14 protein-coding genes are annotated in these 18,516 nt (G+C 56.2%); 11 read left to right on the forward strand and 3 right to left on the reverse strand.

All coding sequences use genetic code 11. The annotated features are described in order from the left end of the window. Nucleotides 1-101 precede the first annotated feature (101 nt). The 4 genes from HX773_RS12770 to HX773_RS12785 are packed head-to-tail and all read left to right on the forward strand — an operon-like array spanning nucleotide 102 to nucleotide 3,983. Complete coding sequence (locus HX773_RS12770) at nucleotides 102-1,541, forward strand: circularly permuted type 2 ATP-grasp protein (protein ID WP_176971803.1); 1,440 nt, start codon at nucleotides 102-104, stop codon at nucleotides 1,539-1,541. After that, nucleotides 1,535-2,464 carry an alpha-E domain-containing protein gene (locus tag HX773_RS12775; RefSeq protein ID WP_176971804.1) on the forward strand — a complete coding sequence of 310 codons (930 nt, stop codon included), beginning with the start codon at nucleotides 1,535-1,537 and terminating at the stop codon, nucleotides 2,462-2,464. The genes HX773_RS12770 and HX773_RS12775 overlap by 7 nt, the downstream gene beginning before the upstream one ends. Further along, complete coding sequence (locus tag HX773_RS12780; RefSeq protein WP_176971805.1) at nucleotides 2,461-3,261, forward strand: transglutaminase family protein; 801 nt, start codon at nucleotides 2,461-2,463, stop codon at nucleotides 3,259-3,261. Before HX773_RS12775 ends, HX773_RS12780 begins: the two co-directional genes overlap by 4 nt. A gap of 17 nt (nucleotides 3,262-3,278) precedes the next feature. Continuing rightward, nucleotides 3,279-3,983 carry a proteasome-type protease gene (locus HX773_RS12785; RefSeq protein ID WP_176971806.1) on the forward strand — a complete coding sequence of 235 codons (705 nt, stop codon included), beginning with the start codon at nucleotides 3,279-3,281 and terminating at the stop codon, nucleotides 3,981-3,983. A gap of 43 nt (nucleotides 3,984-4,026) precedes the next feature. Here the strand turns inward: HX773_RS12785 and HX773_RS12790 are convergent, their stop codons facing one another. Next, the gene (locus tag HX773_RS12790; RefSeq protein ID WP_176971807.1) at nucleotides 4,027-4,794 is read right to left on the reverse strand and encodes a capsular polysaccharide synthesis protein; all 768 of its coding nucleotides are present in this window, start codon (nucleotides 4,792-4,794) and stop codon (nucleotides 4,027-4,029) included. A gap of 85 nt (nucleotides 4,795-4,879) precedes the next feature. Further along, complete coding sequence (locus HX773_RS12795; RefSeq protein ID WP_255433216.1) at nucleotides 4,880-5,563, reverse strand: response regulator transcription factor; 684 nt, start codon at nucleotides 5,561-5,563, stop codon at nucleotides 4,880-4,882. Between the two features lie 212 nt (nucleotides 5,564-5,775). On the opposite strand from HX773_RS12795, the gene HX773_RS12800 reads away from it, so the two are divergent. The 5 genes from HX773_RS12800 (at nucleotide 5,776) to HX773_RS12820 (ending at nucleotide 14,590) form a co-directional block, all read left to right on the forward strand. Next, on the forward strand, nucleotides 5,776-7,476 hold the full coding sequence (locus tag HX773_RS12800) for a lysophospholipid acyltransferase family protein (RefSeq protein ID WP_176971808.1): 1,701 nt from the start codon (nucleotides 5,776-5,778) through the stop codon (nucleotides 7,474-7,476). 246 nt (nucleotides 7,477-7,722) lie between these two features. Next, nucleotides 7,723-8,790 carry an ABC transporter ATP-binding protein gene (locus HX773_RS12805; protein ID WP_176971809.1) on the forward strand — a complete coding sequence of 356 codons (1,068 nt, stop codon included), beginning with the start codon at nucleotides 7,723-7,725 and terminating at the stop codon, nucleotides 8,788-8,790. Between the two features lie 25 nt (nucleotides 8,791-8,815). Then, complete coding sequence (locus tag HX773_RS12810; protein WP_176971810.1) at nucleotides 8,816-9,805, forward strand: ABC transporter substrate-binding protein; 990 nt, start codon at nucleotides 8,816-8,818, stop codon at nucleotides 9,803-9,805. Between the two features lie 2 nt (nucleotides 9,806-9,807). Next, nucleotides 9,808-11,544, forward strand: coding sequence for an iron ABC transporter permease (locus HX773_RS12815; RefSeq protein ID WP_176971811.1), 1,737 nt, complete (start codon nucleotides 9,808-9,810; stop codon nucleotides 11,542-11,544). A gap of 202 nt (nucleotides 11,545-11,746) precedes the next feature. After that, complete coding sequence (locus HX773_RS12820; protein ID WP_176971812.1) at nucleotides 11,747-14,590, forward strand: bifunctional diguanylate cyclase/phosphodiesterase; 2,844 nt, start codon at nucleotides 11,747-11,749, stop codon at nucleotides 14,588-14,590. Nucleotides 14,591-14,728: 138 nt separating this feature from the next. Here HX773_RS12820 and ftnA read toward each other — a convergent pair whose 3' ends face one another. Then, nucleotides 14,729-15,235 (reverse strand): non-heme ferritin, encoded by a 507-nt coding sequence (gene ftnA, locus HX773_RS12825; protein WP_176971813.1) that lies wholly within the window; start codon nucleotides 15,233-15,235, stop codon nucleotides 14,729-14,731. A gap of 238 nt (nucleotides 15,236-15,473) precedes the next feature. Between ftnA and HX773_RS12830 the strand changes: the two genes are divergently transcribed. Together HX773_RS12830 and prfC are read left to right on the forward strand one after the other, a co-directional pair. Beyond that, the gene (locus HX773_RS12830) at nucleotides 15,474-16,577 is read left to right on the forward strand and encodes a M20 peptidase aminoacylase family protein (RefSeq protein ID WP_176971814.1); all 1,104 of its coding nucleotides are present in this window, start codon (nucleotides 15,474-15,476) and stop codon (nucleotides 16,575-16,577) included. A 257-nt stretch (nucleotides 16,578-16,834) separates the two neighbouring features. Further along, complete coding sequence (prfC, locus tag HX773_RS12835) at nucleotides 16,835-18,424, forward strand: peptide chain release factor 3 (RefSeq protein ID WP_176971815.1); 1,590 nt, start codon at nucleotides 16,835-16,837, stop codon at nucleotides 18,422-18,424. Nucleotides 18,425-18,516 lie beyond the last annotated feature (92 nt).

The following is an 18,516-nucleotide window of genomic DNA, read 5'->3' on the forward strand; positions in this document are numbered from 1 at the left end:
CAGCCATTTCCGTTGACGCGGCGCGTGTGCCATGCCGGGGGCAAGCCTCTGGCACAGTTTGTGCAGGAGAGAAATATCTCTAGACAAGCGCCGGGTAAATCATGAAAGAAAGCTACCAGATAGCATCGCACTTCTATGATGAGATGTTGCTGAGCGATGGCCAACACCGCGCTCACTACCAGCAATACTGGGAATGGTTACAACAGGCGGATAAAGAGGCAGTGGCGCGCAAGCGCGAAGAGGCGGAACTGCTGTTTCATCGCGTCGGCATCACCTTCAACGTTTACGGTGACGATGGCGGCGCGGAACGTCTCATTCCCTTCGACAGCGTGCCGCGCATCATTCCGGCCAGTGAATGGGCGATGCTCGATCGCGGCATTCGCCAGCGTGTGCAAGCCCTTAACGCCTTCCTGCACGACATCTACCATCAGCAACTGATCCTCAAAGCTGGCATCGTGCCTGCTGAACAGGTGCTGGTAAACGATCAATATCAACCCTGTATGCAAGGCGTCGATCTGCACCGCCACATCTACGCGCACATTGTTGGCGTGGATATGGTGCGCAATAACGACGGCGAATATTACGTACTCGAGGACAATCTGCGCACGCCGTCTGGCGTCTCCTACATGCTGGAGAACCGCAAGATGATGATGCGCCTCTACCCGGAACTGTTCGCCGAGCAGCACATCGCGCCGGTTGAGCGTTATCCTTCGCATCTGCTGCAAACCCTGCGGGAAAGCTCGCCGGTTAACGATCCGGTGGTAGTAGTGCTGACGCCAGGCCGCTTTAACAGCGCCTACTTTGAGCACAGCTTCCTCGCGCAGCAGATGGGCGTGGAGCTGGTGGAGAGCGCCGATTTGTTCGTCAAAGATGGCGCGGTGATGATGCGTACCACCGCCGGGCCGTGCAAAGTCGATGTGATCTATCGTCGCGTTGATGATGCCTTCCTCGATCCGCTGGCGTTCCGCCCGGATTCGATGCTCGGCGTACCGGGCTTATTGTCGGTATATCGATCCGGTAACGTGGTGCTGGCGAATGCGATCGGCACCGGCGTCGCCGATGACAAATCGATCTATCCGTATGTGCCGGACATGATCCGCTTCTACCTCGACGAGGATCCGATCCTCAATAACGTGCCGACCTGGCAATGCCGCAAACCGCAGGATCTCACCTATGTGCTGGCCAACCTGGCGAAAATGGTGGTGAAAGAGGTACACGGCGCGGGCGGCTACGGCATGTTGATTGGTCCGGTGGCGAGCCAGCAGGAGCTGAGTGATTTCCGCGATCGCCTCAAAGCGCGGCCAGAAAACTACATCGCGCAGGACACACTGTCGCTCTCGACTTGCCCCACCTTTATCGACAACGGCCTCGCGCCGCGCCATATCGATCTGCGCCCGTTTGCGCTGTGCGGCGCGGATATTCGTCTGGTGCCCGGCGGTTTAACCCGCGTGGCGCTGAACGAAGGTTCGCTGGTGGTGAACTCGTCGCAGGGCGGTGGCACCAAGGACACGTGGGTTCTGGAGGATGACGCATCATGCTAAGCCGCACGGCCAGTGGCCTCTATTGGATGGCGCGCTATCTTGAGCGCGCAGAACAACTCGCACGCGTGTTGGACGTCACCAACCGTTTGTCGTTAATGCCGGTGCGCGGTGATCAGGGCGACGATCTGCTGCTGCCGCTCAATCTCACCGGCACGCGGGAACTGTTTGAAACCCTCAACGGCCGCTTCACCATGCCGCAGCTGTTCAACTTTTTCGCCCTCGACGACCGCAATCCGTGCAGCATTTTCAGCTGCTGGCAGGAGGCGTGGAACAACGCGCATGCGGTGCGCGGCAGTTTGTCGTCGGAAGTGTGGGAGAGCATCAACTCGACGTGGATTGAGATGCGCAACACGCGGCGGCGCGGCATCACCAGCGCCAACGCCGATAGCTTTTTCGATTGGGTGAAAGAGCGCTCGCACCTGTTTCGTGGCGCGATGTTCGGCACCTTGTTGCGCGGCGATGCCATGAGTTTTATCCGCATCGGCACGCTGATGGAGCGCAGCGACGGCACCGCGCGTTTGCTGAGCGTCAATCAGCAACTGCTGGAGCAGCAGTCCGATTCGGTGCGCGAATATTATCGCCTCGACACCTTGCTGCGTGCGGTATCGGCGCGTGAAGCCTACAACGCCATTTTCAAGCAGCAGCTGTTGCCGCATCTGGTGAATGAGATGCTGATCCTGCGTAGCGAAAGTCCGCGATCGCTGCACTCCTGTATTGATGAGATCGCCACCCAGCTCGAACAGATCGGCAGCAGCGGCGAAGATCGTCCGCGTTATTTGATCACCGTGCTGCTGGCCGAGATGCGTTTCAGCACCTGGGAAAGCCTGACGCAGGAAGGGTTAACGCACTGGCTCAATGAATTCCTGACGCGCCTGAACGCGCTGGCAGACAGCATCAATCACACCTATCTGGAGGCGAAATGAGACTGAACATTGAGCACAAAACCCGTTACGCCTACGAAAATCAGGTGACACTCAGCACCCAATATCTACGCCTGACGCCGCAAAATTCGGTGCATCAGCAGATTATTTCGTGGGATTTGGAGCTGCCGTGTGAAGCCACGCGCACCGAGGATGCTTACGGCAATGTGATGCATGTCTTAACGCTGGATACGCCGCATCAGCAACTGGATATCGCGGCGCGCGGCGTGGTGGAAATTTTAGATGAAGGTGAATGGGCGCCCGATCCGGAATGCGCGTTATCGCCGCTGGTGTTTCTGCGCTCGACGCCGCTGACCCAGCCGGATGCTGAGATCCGCGACTTTGCCCAGCGCTACTGGCGGCCGGAAAAGCCGCTGGCCAGCCTGGAAAAACTGATGGACGAACTGCTGCTAAAGATGCCGTATCGTCCCGGCAGCACGTTAGTGACTGATGCCGCCACGAAAGTATTTGCCGCCGGCAGCGGCGTTTGCCAGGATCACAGTCACGTGTTCCTCGCCTGTTGTCGCAGCCTGGGAATTCCGGCGCGCTATGTTAGCGGCTATCTCTATACTGAAAATGTTGAGCACGTTGCCACTCACGCCTGGGTTGAAGCCTGGCTGGATGGCAGTTGGCACAGCTTTGATATCACCAATAATACCCGCAGCACGCGCCAGCATTTACGGTTGGCGGTCGGCGTGGATTATCTCGATGCGTGTCCGGTGCGCGGTATGCGGCTGGGCGGCGGCGGTGAAGATATGCTGGCGGTGGCTGCGGTGCTACAGGTGCATGCGCAGCAGTAATCAGAACAGGCGTAACTATGACTTATTGTGTGGCAATGCGTTTATCGTCAGGGATGATTTTTGTATCCGATTCGCGGACCAATGCGGGCGTTGATCATATTTCCTCGTTCCGTAAATTGCATGTGTTTCAGGTCGATGATGAACGCACGCTGGTGCTGCAAAGCGCCGGCAATCTGGCCACCACGCAGAGCGTGCTGAGCCTGCTGCGACGCAACAACGGCGATAACGATCAACCTAATTTGCTGAATGGGCGATCGTTGTATGACATTGCGCTGATGGTGGGCGAAACGCTGCGCGAGGTGATCAAGCGCGATGGCGAGGAGTTTGGCGGCACGCTGCTGCTGGGCGGGCAGATTCGTGGCGAGGAGCCGCGTCTGTTCCAGATCTATCCACAGGGCAACTTCATCGAAGCCAGCGTCGATACGCCTTATTTCCAGATTGGTGAGAGCAAGTACGGTAAACCGATTATCGACCGCGTGCTGCGCTACGAAACACCGCTCAGCCAGGCGATGCAGTGCGCGCTGATTTCAATGGATTCCACGCTGGCGAGTAATATTTCGGTGGGATTACCGCTGGATGTGATGGTGTATCGCACCGACAGTTTCAGCGACAGCGAGCAATATCACATCACCGAACAGCATCCCTATTTTTCACAAATTCGTCAGTTGTGGAGCAAAGGATTGTTAAGCGTGTTTTCGCAGCTGCCGCCGTTGAAGCTGTAAGCTGAGCGTCATAAAACAGAAGCTGGATATTATTACGTAATATCTAGCTATTCGCTTCCATCAGAATATAAGGAAGCAAATAGTCATTTTTCATGCTTTTGATTTTCTCCTCAGAGAAATCCCTGAAGACTTCTGGCGTCCATGAATTATGCAGTGAAATAATGCCACATTTGCACTTTTCCAGTTCGCGTGAAAAATCTTTACGCGATTTTGGCATGAAATAGTATGACAGATAGCGTTCCCATGGCTCTTGCTCAGGTTGCCTTGCCTCTAAAATATTTCCCTCTTCAACGGCATCAAGGATATGCAGGCAATCATCATATTCACCGCTTTTGATCAGTGGACCTAAAATGCCGTTGCCGACGTAATCCCATGAAACTTCGCCTGGAATATTATTTAGACGCTCAATGATCCCCATGAACCATGCGGCGGTCAGTTTGTTTCTTTTATTGGCCGATAGCACGGCAAGATGAATGGCCTGCGATGCTTGATAACCAAACGCGTAGAGTTTATCCCCTTTAAGAGAGGTCATATCGCTGATGTTTTTTGTAATGATAGTATCGGTATCAATGAAAATACCGCCTAACATGGTTAATACCCATGCAGAAACCATGTCTGATTGCATTGCTAAAGAGAACTGGAAGAAAATCGGCGGCAGTATCTTTTTAGGTATGAAATCATAAATATTTTCATGATTAATTATTTTTATTTCGAGGTTAGGGATGTTGTTTTCCCAACTCTTCATACACAAGTTAAGGTAGGCCGGTTTGGTTTTCCCTGGCAGGTCAACCCAATAGGTATAAACAATCACTTCGTGTCTCCAGAGTGGTAAAAACAGCATAGGCGACACGCCGTGAAAAAACTTTAATGGCAAGGCTCAAAAGAGCACCGAGCGATTACACCAGTTCGTTGATCTTCGCCGTCATATTAATCCCACTAATCCCTTTTAAACCTAACTTACGCAGGATTTTTATTTTATAGGTACTCACGGTTTTACTACTTAGCTGCAATTGTGAGGCGATCTCTTTATTGGTCATCCCCGACGCCAGTTTCACCAATACCATCAGTTCCCGCCGCGTCAGGCTCATCAATTTTTCACTCTCAATTAAATCGCTCACCTCGGCCGCTTCTTGCGTTACCGGATAAAAACGTTTGCCACGTTCCACCTCTTTTATTGCGGTGAGCAGAGTTTCTAAATTGCCGCGTTTACACACATAGCCTTCCACGCCTAATTGCAAGCAGCAACGTTGATAAAAAAGGCTTTCTGAAGCGGTATAAACAATGATTTTGAGATCTGGCAATGCGCGCTTGATGTCCGTAATCAACGGAATGCCGGCGCGTCCAGGCATGGTGAGATCGAGCAGCAAAACGTCCGGACGTGACCTATGCAGCTCGGTAATTAACAGATCGCTTTTATTCGCGGTACCGGCGATGGCGTAGTGATATGACTGTAGCAATGCCTGAATACCCGCACAGATTAACGGATGGTCATCAACAATAAATACCGAATGAATCATATGTGTAGCCCAGAGGAAAAAATAAAAAATAAACGCAAAGTTAAAACACCCTTTAACAAACAATAAAACTGGTGTGACCAGATTAATTCACGCGGCTTAACAATTAGCATTAAGCCATGTCTTGAATTTGGGGTTTTAAGGTCAGTTTTTGGTTTTTATGCGCAAGAACATAGCAAGCTGCTGCTTTTTAGGCTCTCGCGACACCGCAGTCATAAATCTGAAAACAAGCCGTTTTAACGTCGAGGCGATAAACCGCTGCGTATAAAAGGTGAATGATGTTTTCAGTTGATCAGCTTCTCGATACTTACTGGCCAGGTCATCAACCGGCGAACTGGCAGAAAAGCGCCCTGAAATGGGCGGTTCGCGAACATGAATTCCAGGCCTTTGCCGCCCGCTATCGCCACCTGAAAGGCGTGGATATGGTGGAGCAGGTGCTGGAGCATCTCGACGTGCGTTGTGAACTGAGCGAGCGCGATTTGGAGCAGATTCCCACGCGCGGGCCGGTGGTGATTGTTGCCAACCATCCGCTCGGGGCGCTGGATGGCTTAGCGCTGCTGGCGGCGGTTTCGCAGGTGCGACGCGATGTGAAAATTGTCGCTAACCGCATGTTGATGATGCTGGAGCCGATCAACAACATGATGTTGCCGGTGGATAACATGGGCAACCGCACCAGCCGTGAACAGCTGACGCACATGCAGCAGCATCTCGATAATCAGGGCGTGCTGATCATCTTCCCGGCGGGCGAAGTATCACGCCTTTCCAGCCGTGGCGTGCGCGATCGTCACTGGCATCACAGCTTCTTACGCCTCGCCGCCCGCGCTCGTGCGCCAATCGTGCCGGTGCATGTGGTGGGGCGCAACAGCCTGGCGTTCTACGCCGCCGCCAAAATTGCCTCACCGCTGGCGTTACTGATGCTGGTGCGCGAAATGTTTCGCCAGCGCGGCTCGCGCATCAAGTTGCACATCGGCGAGCAGATCCCGTTTGCCAACTGGCATGATGGCCACACGCCGGGCAAAGAGCTGGCGAAGCGGCTGCGCAAACATCTGTATCGCATTGGTCAGGGACGACGCGGCCTGTTCCAGACCGAAGCGGCGATTGCGCGCCCGGAAGATCGCGCTGAGCTGAAGAAAGCGCTGATGGAGAGCGAGCGACTCGGCACGCTGCCGGATGGCAAGCAGATCTACCTGTGGCGACGCAACGGTGCCAGTTGGGTGCCGCTGCTGCGCGAACTCGGGCGCTTGCGTGAAGTGGCGTTCCGCGCGGTAGGCGAGGGCAGCGGGCGGCGTCGCGACCTCGACAAATACGATGACGATTACTATCACCTGATTCTGTGGGATGACGATGCACTGGAGATCGTCGGTGCCTATCGCTTTATTCCGGGCGCCGAGCAATTGGAGCGGCGCGGGCTGGAAGGCATCTACAGCGACAGCCTGTTCCACTACGACGAGCGCATGTTGCCGATTATTAATCAGGGTCTGGAGCTGGGTCGCAGTTTTATTCAGCCCGCCTATTGGGGTAAGCGCGGCCTCGATTATCTGTGGATGGGCATTGGTGCTTACATCGCTAAGTATCCCGAAACCCGCTACCTGTTTGGTCCGGTCTCGATCTCGGGCGGCATGCCGCTGGCGGCGCGCGATCTGCTGGTGGCGTTTTATCGCATGTATTTCCCTACCGAATTGCCGCTGGCGACCTCACGCCGCCCTTATCCCGCCTCGCTGCCGGAAGTGCTGGCGCAGTTCACCGGCGATAACTACAGCGAAGATTTGCGGCGTCTGAAACATCTGCTGGCAAATCTCGGCACCGCCATTCCCACGCTCTACAAGCAATATTCCGAGGTGTGCGAGCCGGGCGGCGTGCAGTTTATCGATTTCGGCAGCGATCCCGATTTCAACAATTGTATCGATGGTTTGGTGTTGGTGGATCTGACGCGGGTGAAGCCCGCGCGTTATGAGCGTTATATCGGTATGCATCTGTGAACTGGTCGCCATGAATGGCGTAATGCCGATCAGTTAAGCGCCGTATCAAATCACCGCACCTTCCGTAGCGGCGCGATTTATCGCGCAATGAATTGCGCCGCTACAATGTGTGCTCTCGGTAATGAGGGTTTTTCATGTCTTATCAGACAAGCATTACGCCATTTATGGCGACCCGCTTCAATGTCATGGAATCGTCATCACAGTGTCGTAGGGTCTTAGCCGGACTGTTAGCGAAAGGCCAGAAACATGGCATCAATCACACTGCGCGGGCTGCGCAAATCCTTTGCGGCGCAGCCGGTATTGCAAGACATCTCGCTGCAGATTGCGCAGGGAGAATTCATCGCCGTATTGGGCCCGTCGGGCTGCGGCAAAACTACCTTACTGCGCCTGCTGGCGGGTTTTGAAACCGCCGATGCCGGAGAAATCCATGTTGGCGACCGCTGCTTCGCCGCGCCGGGCGTGCATCTGCCGCCGGAAGATCGTCAGCTGGGCGTGGTGTTCCAGAGCTACGCGCTGTGGCCGCATATGACGGTGGCGGAAAATGTTTCCTACAGCCTGAAAGTAAACGGCGTGGCGCGTGCCGAGCGCGATCGCCGCACGCAGCAGGCGCTGGAGCTGGTGGGATTGGAAGCGTTCGCCGCACGTCGTCCCGCCGATCTCTCCGGCGGCCAGCGTCAGCGCGTGGCGCTGGCGCGCTGTTTAGTGGCGCAGCCAACGCTGGTTTTGCTCGATGAGCCGCTCGCCAACCTTGATGTCCATCTGCGCGCCACCATGGAAGAGGAGTTCCGCCGCTTCCATCATCACAGTCACGCCACCTTGCTCTATATCACCCACGATCAGCATGAAGCGATGGCGCTGGCCGATCGCATCGTGGTGATGGATGCCGGCCGCGTGATGCAGTTCGCCACGCCGCAAACGCTGTGGCGCGAACCGGCAAACGCCATGGTCGCGCGCTTTATTGACGACGGCAAAGTGCTGCCAATCAGCGATATCGAACCGCTCGGCGAGGGCCGCGCCTTTGCCACGCTGTGCGGCCTACGCGTGCCGTTACGCTGCGCACTGGATCAGCGCCCGCAGCTACAGGCGCAAGCCAGTTTTCACGCGGTGGATTTCCACTTAGCCGCGCCGGGCGAACCGCAGTTTGCCGCGCGCGTGCAGCGGGTGATCTATCGTGGCGGCCACCATCAACTCAACGTGACGCCGCTGGCCGCGCCCGAATGCAGCATCACGTTGCTGCTGGCCGATCAACCTTTACCCGTTGTCGACGCCACCGTGGGTGTGGCGCTGCGCGACGGCTGGATTCTTCCTTCTTAACCTCTTCAACCTTCAGGGAAATGCTATGCGTACGTCGTTCAACGTGTTGATGTTAGCCAGTGGATTAGTGATCTCTGCCGCCAGCTTTGCCGACGAGGCGCCAGCGGGAAAATTGGTGGTTTATACCTCGCAGGCACCCGAAATTGCCCAGCAAACCATGGATGCGTTTAAAGCCGCCTATCCCAATGTGCAGGTCGAGTGGACGCGCAACGGCACCACGCAGTTAATGAACGTGCTGCGTACCGAAATGATGAGCGGCGAAGCCAAGCCGGATGTGCTGCTGATTGCCGACGCCATCAACCTCGGCGCGCTGAAAAACGAAAACCATCTCTACAGCTACAGCGATGCGCCGCTCAGCCACATCAATCCGTCGTTCTACGACAAAGACAAAACCTTCTTCGGCACCAAAATCATCGCCACGGTGATTGCCTATAACACCCAGCACGCGCAGCCGATTGATAGCTGGAACGCGCTGGCGGTGGAAGCCAACAAAGGGCAGATTGCGGTACCAAGCCCGCTCTACTCCGGCGCGGCGCTCTACAAGCTGCACACCGATATCAACACGCCGTCGATTGGCTGGAGCTTCTACAAGAAGCTGGCGGCCATCGGCATCGCGCCGCAGGGCGGCAACGGTCCGGCGCTGAAGGCGGTCGCCAGCGGGCTGGATAAGTACGGCATCATCACCGACGCCGACGTAATTCTGGCGAAGAAAAAGGGTTCGCCGGTGGATCTGGTCTATCCCAAAGAGGGCGTGTCGTACGTCACCGAACCGGTTGCTATCATGAAAACCGCGCACAACCTGCCGGCCGCCAAAGCCTTCGTCAACTTTATGCTCTCCGAGCCGGGCCAGAAATTGGTGGTCGAGCAGGGCAACCGTCCGGTGGATGATCGCGTCTCAGCACCTGCAGGCTTCACGCCGATCAATAAAATCAAGCTGCTGTCGCCGGACGTGGCGAAAGCAATCAAAGAAGATGCGGCAGTGCGCGATCAGTTCACCGCGCTGTTTGGCGGCTAAGCATGAGCGTGTTGAGCAACGAATGGCGTAGTGCGGTGCGCAAAGCGCCACGCTTTAACAGCGAGCGGCTGATTCTGGCACTGCTGGTGCTGCTGATTGGTTTGCTGTCGGTGGCACCGCTGATGCGGCTGGTGTGGACCGCCATTGCGCCCAACGGCGTGCCGGATATCGCGCGCTTAACGCGTCTGCTGGCGAGCGATCGCGTGTTGATCGCCAGCGGCAATACTTTGCTCATCGCGCTCAGTTCTACCCTGATTTCCGTGGTGCTCGGCACCGCCGCCGCATGGCTGGTGGCGCTTAGCGATCTGCGTGCCAAAACCGCGTGGGTGTTTGCGTTTATCCTGCCGCTGATGATTCCGCCGCAGGTGACGGCGCTGGCCTGGCTGCAGGCGCTGGCACCGAGCAGTCCGCTGGCGCTGCTGTTCGCCACACTTGGATTGCCGTGGTTTGCGCCCGGCGAGCAGCCGCTTTATTCCTTAATCGGCATTGTGCTGCTGCTCGGCACGCACAATGCGCCGTTGGTGTTTCTCACCGTGCGCGCCGGTTTGCGCCGTTTGCCCGCCGATTTGGTGGAAGCGGCGCAGGCCAGCGGTGCGTCACGCGCGCGTATTCTGTTCACCATTGTGCTGCCGCTGGCGCGCCCGGCGATTTTTGCCGGTGCCGCGCTGACCTTTGTCGCGGCGGCGGGCAACTTCGGCATTCAGGCAATGCTGGGGATTCCGGCACGCGTGCCAACGCTGATCACGCTGGTGTATCAGCAGTTGAATGGCATTGGTCCGAGCGCGCTGCCAAACACCGCGGTGTATGCATTATTGATTGCGGTGATTACGCTGGCGGGCATGGCGGCCAGCGCCTGGTTGGGCGGACGCCATGATGTGCGCGTCAACGGTGCGGTGCGCCTGTGGCAGCAATCGCTGGGGCGTGGGCGTGTGGCGATTGAGGGCGTCGCCTGGCTGTGGATGGCGCTGACTTTGCTGTTGCCGCTCAGCGCGCTGCTGATCACCGCGCTTACCAGCGGTTTTGGCCAGGCGCTCAGCTGGCAAACGTTGACGCTGGAGAACTTCCGCGCGGCGTTGTGGGGTTATCCGGCGGTGCGGCAGGCATTTCTCACCAGCCTCGGATTGACCACGCTGGCGGCGCTGATTTTGACGGTTTGCGCGCTGTTTCTTGCCTACTTCCTCAGCTGGCGGCGAACCAAATTAGTGCGCGGTTTGTGGCTGGCGAGTGAACTGACTTACGCGCTGCCGGGCATTGTCACCGGCGTGGCGGCGATGTTGTTCTTTCTGCGTCCGCTGCCGATCGTTAATGTTTCGCTGTACGGCACGGTGTGGATCATCCTTGCCGCCTATCTGGCGAACTTCCTCGCGCTGGTGCTGCGCCCAACGCTGGCCGGATTCGCCCAGTTGGAACCGGCATTAGATGAAGCGGCACGCTTGTGCGGTGCTGGTTTTCTGCGCCGCATGCGCGACATCTTATTGCCGCTGGCGGCACCGTCGGCGCTGGCGGGCAGTGTGCTGGTGTTTCTCACCGCGCTGAACGAAATTCAGGTGTCGGTGCTGCTAGTCACCTCGCAAACGCAAACCATCGGACCGACCATCGTGTTCCTTGATGAAGGCGGATCCGCCTCGCTGGCGGCGGCGGTCGGCTGCCTGATGATTGTGGTGGTTTGCTTATTAATGGCGCTCGCCACACGCCTGACGCGACGCCTGCCGCACGGCATTTTGCCGTGGCAAGCGTAACGCCAGCCTGCCGTCAACGCATGATGATTAGTGAAGTATCCCGCTGAACATTTTCTCGCCACTGCCGATAACTTACCTACCAACATTTGTCTGCGGATGAATAGCGCTTGTCAGCGCTGCGTATTTGCGCTTAAGTCTGCATGATGATTAAGAATTTTCTTAAATTTCTCGACGATACCAGGCCAGCAATAGGCGAATAACAATGAATAATAACTCTGACGTCATGTACCGACTTTTGGTACAGAGCGTGGTGGATTACGCCATTTACATGCTCAAACCCGATGGCACGGTGGCGAACTGGAATGCCGGCGCTCAGCGCGCCAAAGGCTACACGCCCGATGAGATCGTGGGGAAGAATTTTGCGCTGTTCTACAGCGAAGAGGATCGTAAAAACGGCGCGCCGCAACGCGGGCTGGCGGCTGCGACGGCGACCGGCCGCTTTGAAACCGAAGGCTGGCGTTACCGGAAAGATGGCAGCGCGTTTTGGGCGCATGTGGTGATTGACGCCATTCGCGATGAGTTTGGTGAGCTGCTGGGCTTTGCCAAAATCACCCGCGACTGCACCGAGCAGCAGGAGCAGCAGCGCAAACAGCGCGAGCAGGAACAGCGCTTCCGCATGCTGGTGGAAGGCGTCAGCGATTACGCCATCTACATGCTCGATTTGGACGGCAACGTTGAAAATTGGAACGTAGGCGCACAGCGCGCGAAAGGCTACGTTGCCGAAGAGATCGTTGGACAACACTTCTCACGCTTCTACAGCGCGCAAGATCGTAAAAACCATATCCCGGAAAAAAATCTCACCACCGCGTTCAAAACCGGTCGTTTCGAAGACGAAGGCTACCGTTACCGTAAAGATGGCAGCGCGTTTTGGGCACATGTGATCATTGATGCGATTCGCGACGACGCGGGCAAGCTGATCGGCTACGCCAAAATCACCCGCGACTGCACCGAACAGCAGGCGCTGCTGCGTAAACAACACGAGCAGGAGAAGAATTTCCGTCTGCTGGTGGAAGGCGTGCGCGATTACGCCATCTATATGCTGGATGTGCACGGCCGCGTGGTGAACTGGAACAACGGTGCGCAGCGCGCCAAAGGTTATCTGGCTGATGAGATTGTCGGCCAGCACTTCTCGGTGTTTTACAGTTCGGCGGAACGTAATGCCAACGCGCCCGAAGCCAACCTCGGCATTGCGTTGAAAACCGGGCGTTTCGAAGATGAAGGCTGGCGCTACCGCAAAGATGGCTCGGCGTTTTGGGCCCACGTTGTTATCGAAGCGATTAATGATGAAAGCGGCAAACTGATCGGTTTCGCCAAAATCACCCGCGATATCACCGAACGGCGTGAGAACGAGCAGCAGCTGTTGCGCGCGCGGGATCTGGCGCAGTCGCAGAGCGCGAAAATGTCGGAGCTGTCGGGCTTTCTCGACACCATCATCAGCAATATTCCCTCGTGCGTGATCGTTGAAGACGCCATCAGCCGTGAAATCCTGATGGTGAACGACAAAGCCGAGCAGCTGTTTGGCATCAACAAAGCGCTGATCATGCACAAACGCCCACACGAATGTATGTCGGCGGAGCTGGGGGATTACTTCAACAGCCTGGCGGATGTGGCGCTGCGTAGCGAAGGCATTCACTCGCGTGAGCAGTTACTGCTGACGGCGGGCGGTGAGCGCATTCTGCATACGCGCGCCACCACCATCAGCGGCAAAGATATGCGTCAGAACTACGTGATGCTGATTGTTGAGGATGTGACTGACCAGCGTGAAGCCGATGCGCGCATTCGTCATATGGCGCATCACGACAATCTCACCAGCCTGCCTAACCGCGTGCTGTTCCGCCAAAAGCTGAGTGAAGCGCTGCGCGTGGATAATCTGAACCACCAGATCAGCGCCACGCTGTGTCTCGATCTCGATAACTTCAAAAACGTTAACGATGCGCTCGGGCACCAGATTGGTGATGAACTGCTGCGCGTGGTGGCGAAACGCCTGCGCAGCGCGCTGCGCGATCACGATACGCTGGCGCGCATTGGTGGTGATGAGTTTGCCATCGTGCTGCCCAATGTGCGTGCTGCCGATGAAGCGGCGGTGGTGGCGCAGCGGCTGATCGAGGCGATCCGTCCGCCGATTAACGTTGAAGGGCATAATCTGTCGGTGGGCTTGAGCGTTGGTATCGCGCTCACCTCGCAAGCCACCAACACGCCGGAGCATATGCTGCGCTGCGCCGATATGGCGCTGTACGAAGCCAAACGGAATGGCCGCAATCGCCTCGAACACTTCACCATTGAAATGGACAATCAGGCGCGCAGCCGTCGCGTGATTGAGAACGATTTGCGTGATGCGATTTCTGGTCGTCAGCTTAAGCTTTATTATCAACCGATTACCAACGAAAAGGGCATCATCGGCTATGAAGCGCTGATGCGCTGGCATCACCCGATTAAAGGGCTGATTATGCCGAACGATTTCATCCCGATCGCTGAAGAGACCGGCTTGATTCATATGCTCGGCGCTTATGCGCTGTATGAGGCCTGCCGCGAAGCGCAGAGCTGGAATACCGAACAATCGGTGTCGGTGAACCTGTCGCCGCTGCAGTTTAAGAACAGCTCGCTGGTGTCGGTGGTGGAAGGTGCGCTGCGTGAATCCGGGCTGGCGCCGCATCGGCTGGAAGTGGAGATCACGGAGTCGGTGCTGCTGGACGACACGCTCGGTAATATCCGCACGCTGCAAAGCCTGAAAGCTCTCGGCGTGCAGATTGCGCTGGATGATTTCGGCACCGGCTACTCGTCGCTTAGCTATCTGCGCTCGTTCCCGTTCGACAAAATCAAAATCGATAAGTCATTCATCAACGATATGGGCGACAGCCGCGAGGCGTTGGCGATAATACGCGCCATTACCGGCATGAGCCGCAGCCTCGATATTCAAATCACCGCTGAAGGCGTGGAGAACGGCGAGCAGTTTGCCAAGCTGCGTGAAGAGGGTTGTACGCTGTTCCAGGGGTATTTCTTTGGCCGTCCGCAGCCGTCGGAATTGCGGTTGAAAGAGTTGGAGTAAATTCGCGCGATAAATCGCGCCGCTACAAATACGTGCACATATCGTAGCGGCGCAATTCATTGCGCAATGAGAAACACAGCCAAAAAAAACGCCCGACATGTCGGGCGTTCTCTATTTTGCTGTGTGTAATCTTTATTATTATGCGCCGTGGCCGTCGACGGACATGTGGCCGAGATCTTTGTCCACCAGGAACAGGCCTTCGCCTTTGTTGCCCACCAGCGCCAGTTTATCCAGCACGGTTTTGAACAGTTTCTCTTCTTCGTGCTGCTCGGCAACGTACCACTGCAGGAAGTTGAAGGTGGAGTAATCCTGAGTGGTTAATGCGGTGTGCACCAGCTCGTTGATTTTTTTGGTGATCAGCTGCTCATGCTTCAGCGCTTCTTCCAGCACGTCGTTTAGTGAAGTCCAGCTAATCGCCGGCGCCGCAATGCTGCCCAGCACCGGCAAAGCGCCGGCATCGCTGACGTAGTCGAAAAGCTTCTGCATGTGCTGCATCTCTTCGCGAGAATGCATTTTCAGGAATGAAGAGGCGCCTTCATAGCCTTTATCGCTGCACCAGGCGCTCATCTGCAGATACAGGTTGGCAGAGAAGAATTCGAGGTTCAGTTGGTCGTTTAAACGTGAGGTCATTTCAGCAGTTAACATGGCTGAGTCCTTTTTAATTTGTCAGGTGAAGTACGGCGAATTATGCATCAATCTATACTTTTTTGTGAAGGGTTTTTCGCAAAAAGGTTGAATTTATCTTATTGATTGTAAATGGAATTATTCCACATGTTGAATGCGAAGAGTTCTCATGTTTGACTAATTTTCATTCACGCTGGATTGATTATAGCTGCACATCGGGCGATGCTGAGGCTTGCCTTTACTTGTCAGGAGCTTAGCGGTGTCGAACGTCTTAGAGCATTACCATTTTCTGCATGAAATTCCCGAGCTGGGTTTTCAGGAATTCAAAACCTCTGCTTATATTGCCGATCAGCTGGAAAGCGCCGGAATTAAGGTGACGCGCGGCATCAATAACACCACCGGCATGGTGGCGGAAATCGACAGCGGCGTGCCCGGTCCGGTGCTGGCGCTGCGTGCGGATATGGATGCGCTCGGTCATATCATTGATGGCGTAGCCTGTGCGCGCCACACCTGCGGCCACGATGGTCATTCGTCGGTGGTGCTGACAGCAGCGCAAGAGCTGCTGAAAGAGGGCGCGATCAAGAAAGGGCGGCTCAAGCTGCTGTTCCAGCCGGCGGAAGAACTCGGTGCCGGTGCGCTGGCGATGATTGAGGGCGGCGCGCTGGAGGATGTGGAGATGATTCTCGGCTTCCATGTGCGTCCGCTGGAAGAGTGTCAGGTGGGGCAAGCGACGCCAGCGGTGATCTACTCCGCCTGCAGCACGCTGGAAGCCACCATCAAAGGTGCACCGGCGCATGCGGCGCGTCCGCATTTGGGCGTCAACGCGCTGGATGCCGCAGTACAAGCGGTGCAGGCCGTCAACGCCATCCATCTGCCGCCGGGTTTGACCTGGAGCGTGAAAGCTACACGTTTTCTGTGCGATGCGGGCGTGACCAACTCGGTGCCGGATGAGGCGCGCGTGGTGTGGGATCTGCGTTCGCAGGAAAACGCGCCCATGGAGGTGCTGAAAGAGAAAGTGACGCTGGCGATTCAGCACAGCGTGGCGGCGCTGGGTGCCACGGCGGACGTGGTGGTGCTGAAAGAGATGCCAGCAGCAGAAATTCATGAGGAAGCCACGGCGGTGATTCGCGCGGCAATTGTCGATGTGCTGGGCGAACAGGGTTTGCTGGATACCAAAACCACGCCGGGCAGCGAAGATTTCTTCTATTACCCAGTGAAAAATCCGCAGGTGAAAGCCGGTTTCTGGGGATTGGGAACCAATCTGGTGCCGGGTTTGCATCATCCTGAGATGCGCTTTGAGCTGAGTTCGCTGGAGATTGGGGTGAAGATCTTTAAGGCGGCGGTGGTGCGGGTGTTGGGCTGAAATGTGAGTCGGTCGCCATGAATGGCGACCCTGCAAGGGCACTACCATGCGACGATTTCCCCCCTCGGCGAAATATTGTATGCTATGCCGCCTCAATGCTGACGGGATTCAGGACTGCCGCCAATGTAGATCGCGCACCTCTTGCTGTGAACCGACGCCACTGCGTCGCCATTGGCAGCGTTTTCCCGTGGAATGACCCCGAAACGATTTATTCGCAGCGCGCCGCCCGCGTGCTGCCCTTGAAGAAGAATTCACTCATGTCTATTGCCTCCTTTTTAGAAGAAGTGGCGCGCCGCCGTACCTTTGCGATCATCTCGCACCCGGATGCCGGTAAAACCACAATCACCGAAAAAGTGCTGCTGTTCGGACAGGCGATCCAAACCGCCGGTACCGTCAAAGGCCGCGGCTCCAACCAGCACGCGAAATCGGACTGGATGGAGATGGAGAAACAACGTGGTATCTCCATCACCACCTCGGTGATGCAGTTCCCGTATCGCGACAGCCTCGTGAACCTGCTGGATACGCCAGGACACGAAGACTTCTCCGAAGATACTTACCGTACGTTGACGGCGGTTGACTGCTGTTTGATGGTGATTGACGCCGCGAAAGGTGTTGAAGATCGTACCCGTAAGCTGATGGAAGTCACGCGCCTGCGCGATACGCCAATCATCACCTTTATGAACAAACTCGACCGTGACATCCGCGATCCCATGGAGCTGCTGGATGAAGTGGAGAGCGAGCTGAAGATCGCCTGCGCGCCTATTACCTGGCCGATTGGCTGCGGCAAGTATTTCAAAGGGGTTTATCACCTCTACAACGACGAAACTTACCTGTATCAAACCGGTAAAGGCCACACCATTCAGGAAGTGCGCATCGTTAAAGGTTTGGCTAATCCCGATTTGGACGCAGCGGTGGGTGAAGATCTGGCACAGCAGCTGCGCGATGAGCTGGAGCTGGTGCAGGGCGCTTCGCACGAGTTCGATCAGGAGCTGTTCCTGAGCGGCGAACTCACGCCGGTGTTCTTCGGCACCGCGCTGGGTAACTTCGGTGTTGATCACATGCTGGATGGCCTGGTTTCCTGGGCGCCGCGTCCAATGCCGCGCAACACCGACACGCGTCTGGTGGAAGCGAAAGAAGAGAAATTCAGCGGCTTCGTGTTTAAGATCCAGGCAAACATGGACCCGAAACACCGCGACCGCGTGGCCTTTATGCGTGTGGTATCCGGCAAGTACGAAAAAGGCATGAAGCTGCGTCAGGTGCGTACCGGTAAAGACGTGGTGATTTCCGATGCACTGACCTTTATGGCCGGTGACCGTTCGCATGTGGAAGAAGCCTATCCGGGCGACATCATTGGCCTGCACAACCACGGCACCATTCAGATCGGCGACACCTTTACTCAGGGTGAAAACATGAAGTTCACCGGCATTCCGAACTTCGCGCCAGAGCTGTTCCGTCGTATTCGTCTGCGCGATCCGCTGAAGCAGAAACAGCTGCTTAAAGGGCTGGTTCAGCTGTCGGAAGAGGGCGCGGTGCAGGTGTTCCGCCCGGTGCACAACAACGATCTGATCGTTGGCGCGGTCGGTGTGCTGCAGTTTGAAGTAGTGGTGGCGCGCCTGAAAAGCGAATACAACGTTGAAGCGATCTATGAAGCCATTAACGTCTCAACCGCTCGCTGGGTTGAGTGTGATGACGCGAAGAAATTCGACGATTTCCAGCGTAAAAACGAAGTGAACCTGGCGCTCGATGGCGGAGATAACCTCACGTATATCGCGCCGACCATGGTGAACCTCAACATCACCCAGGAACGCTATCCTGACGTGAGATTCCGCAAAACGCGCGAGCACTAATCGGCGTTGCCCGCAGGGCCTGTGATTTTCACTGGCCCTGTTTTATTTGTTACAGACTCCTCCTAATTCCGCTGTTTTTTTCTCTTTTTGGC

This window comes from Pantoea sp. B9002 (assembly GCF_013385945.1).
GTDB lineage: Bacteria > Pseudomonadota > Gammaproteobacteria > Enterobacterales > Enterobacteriaceae > Pantoea.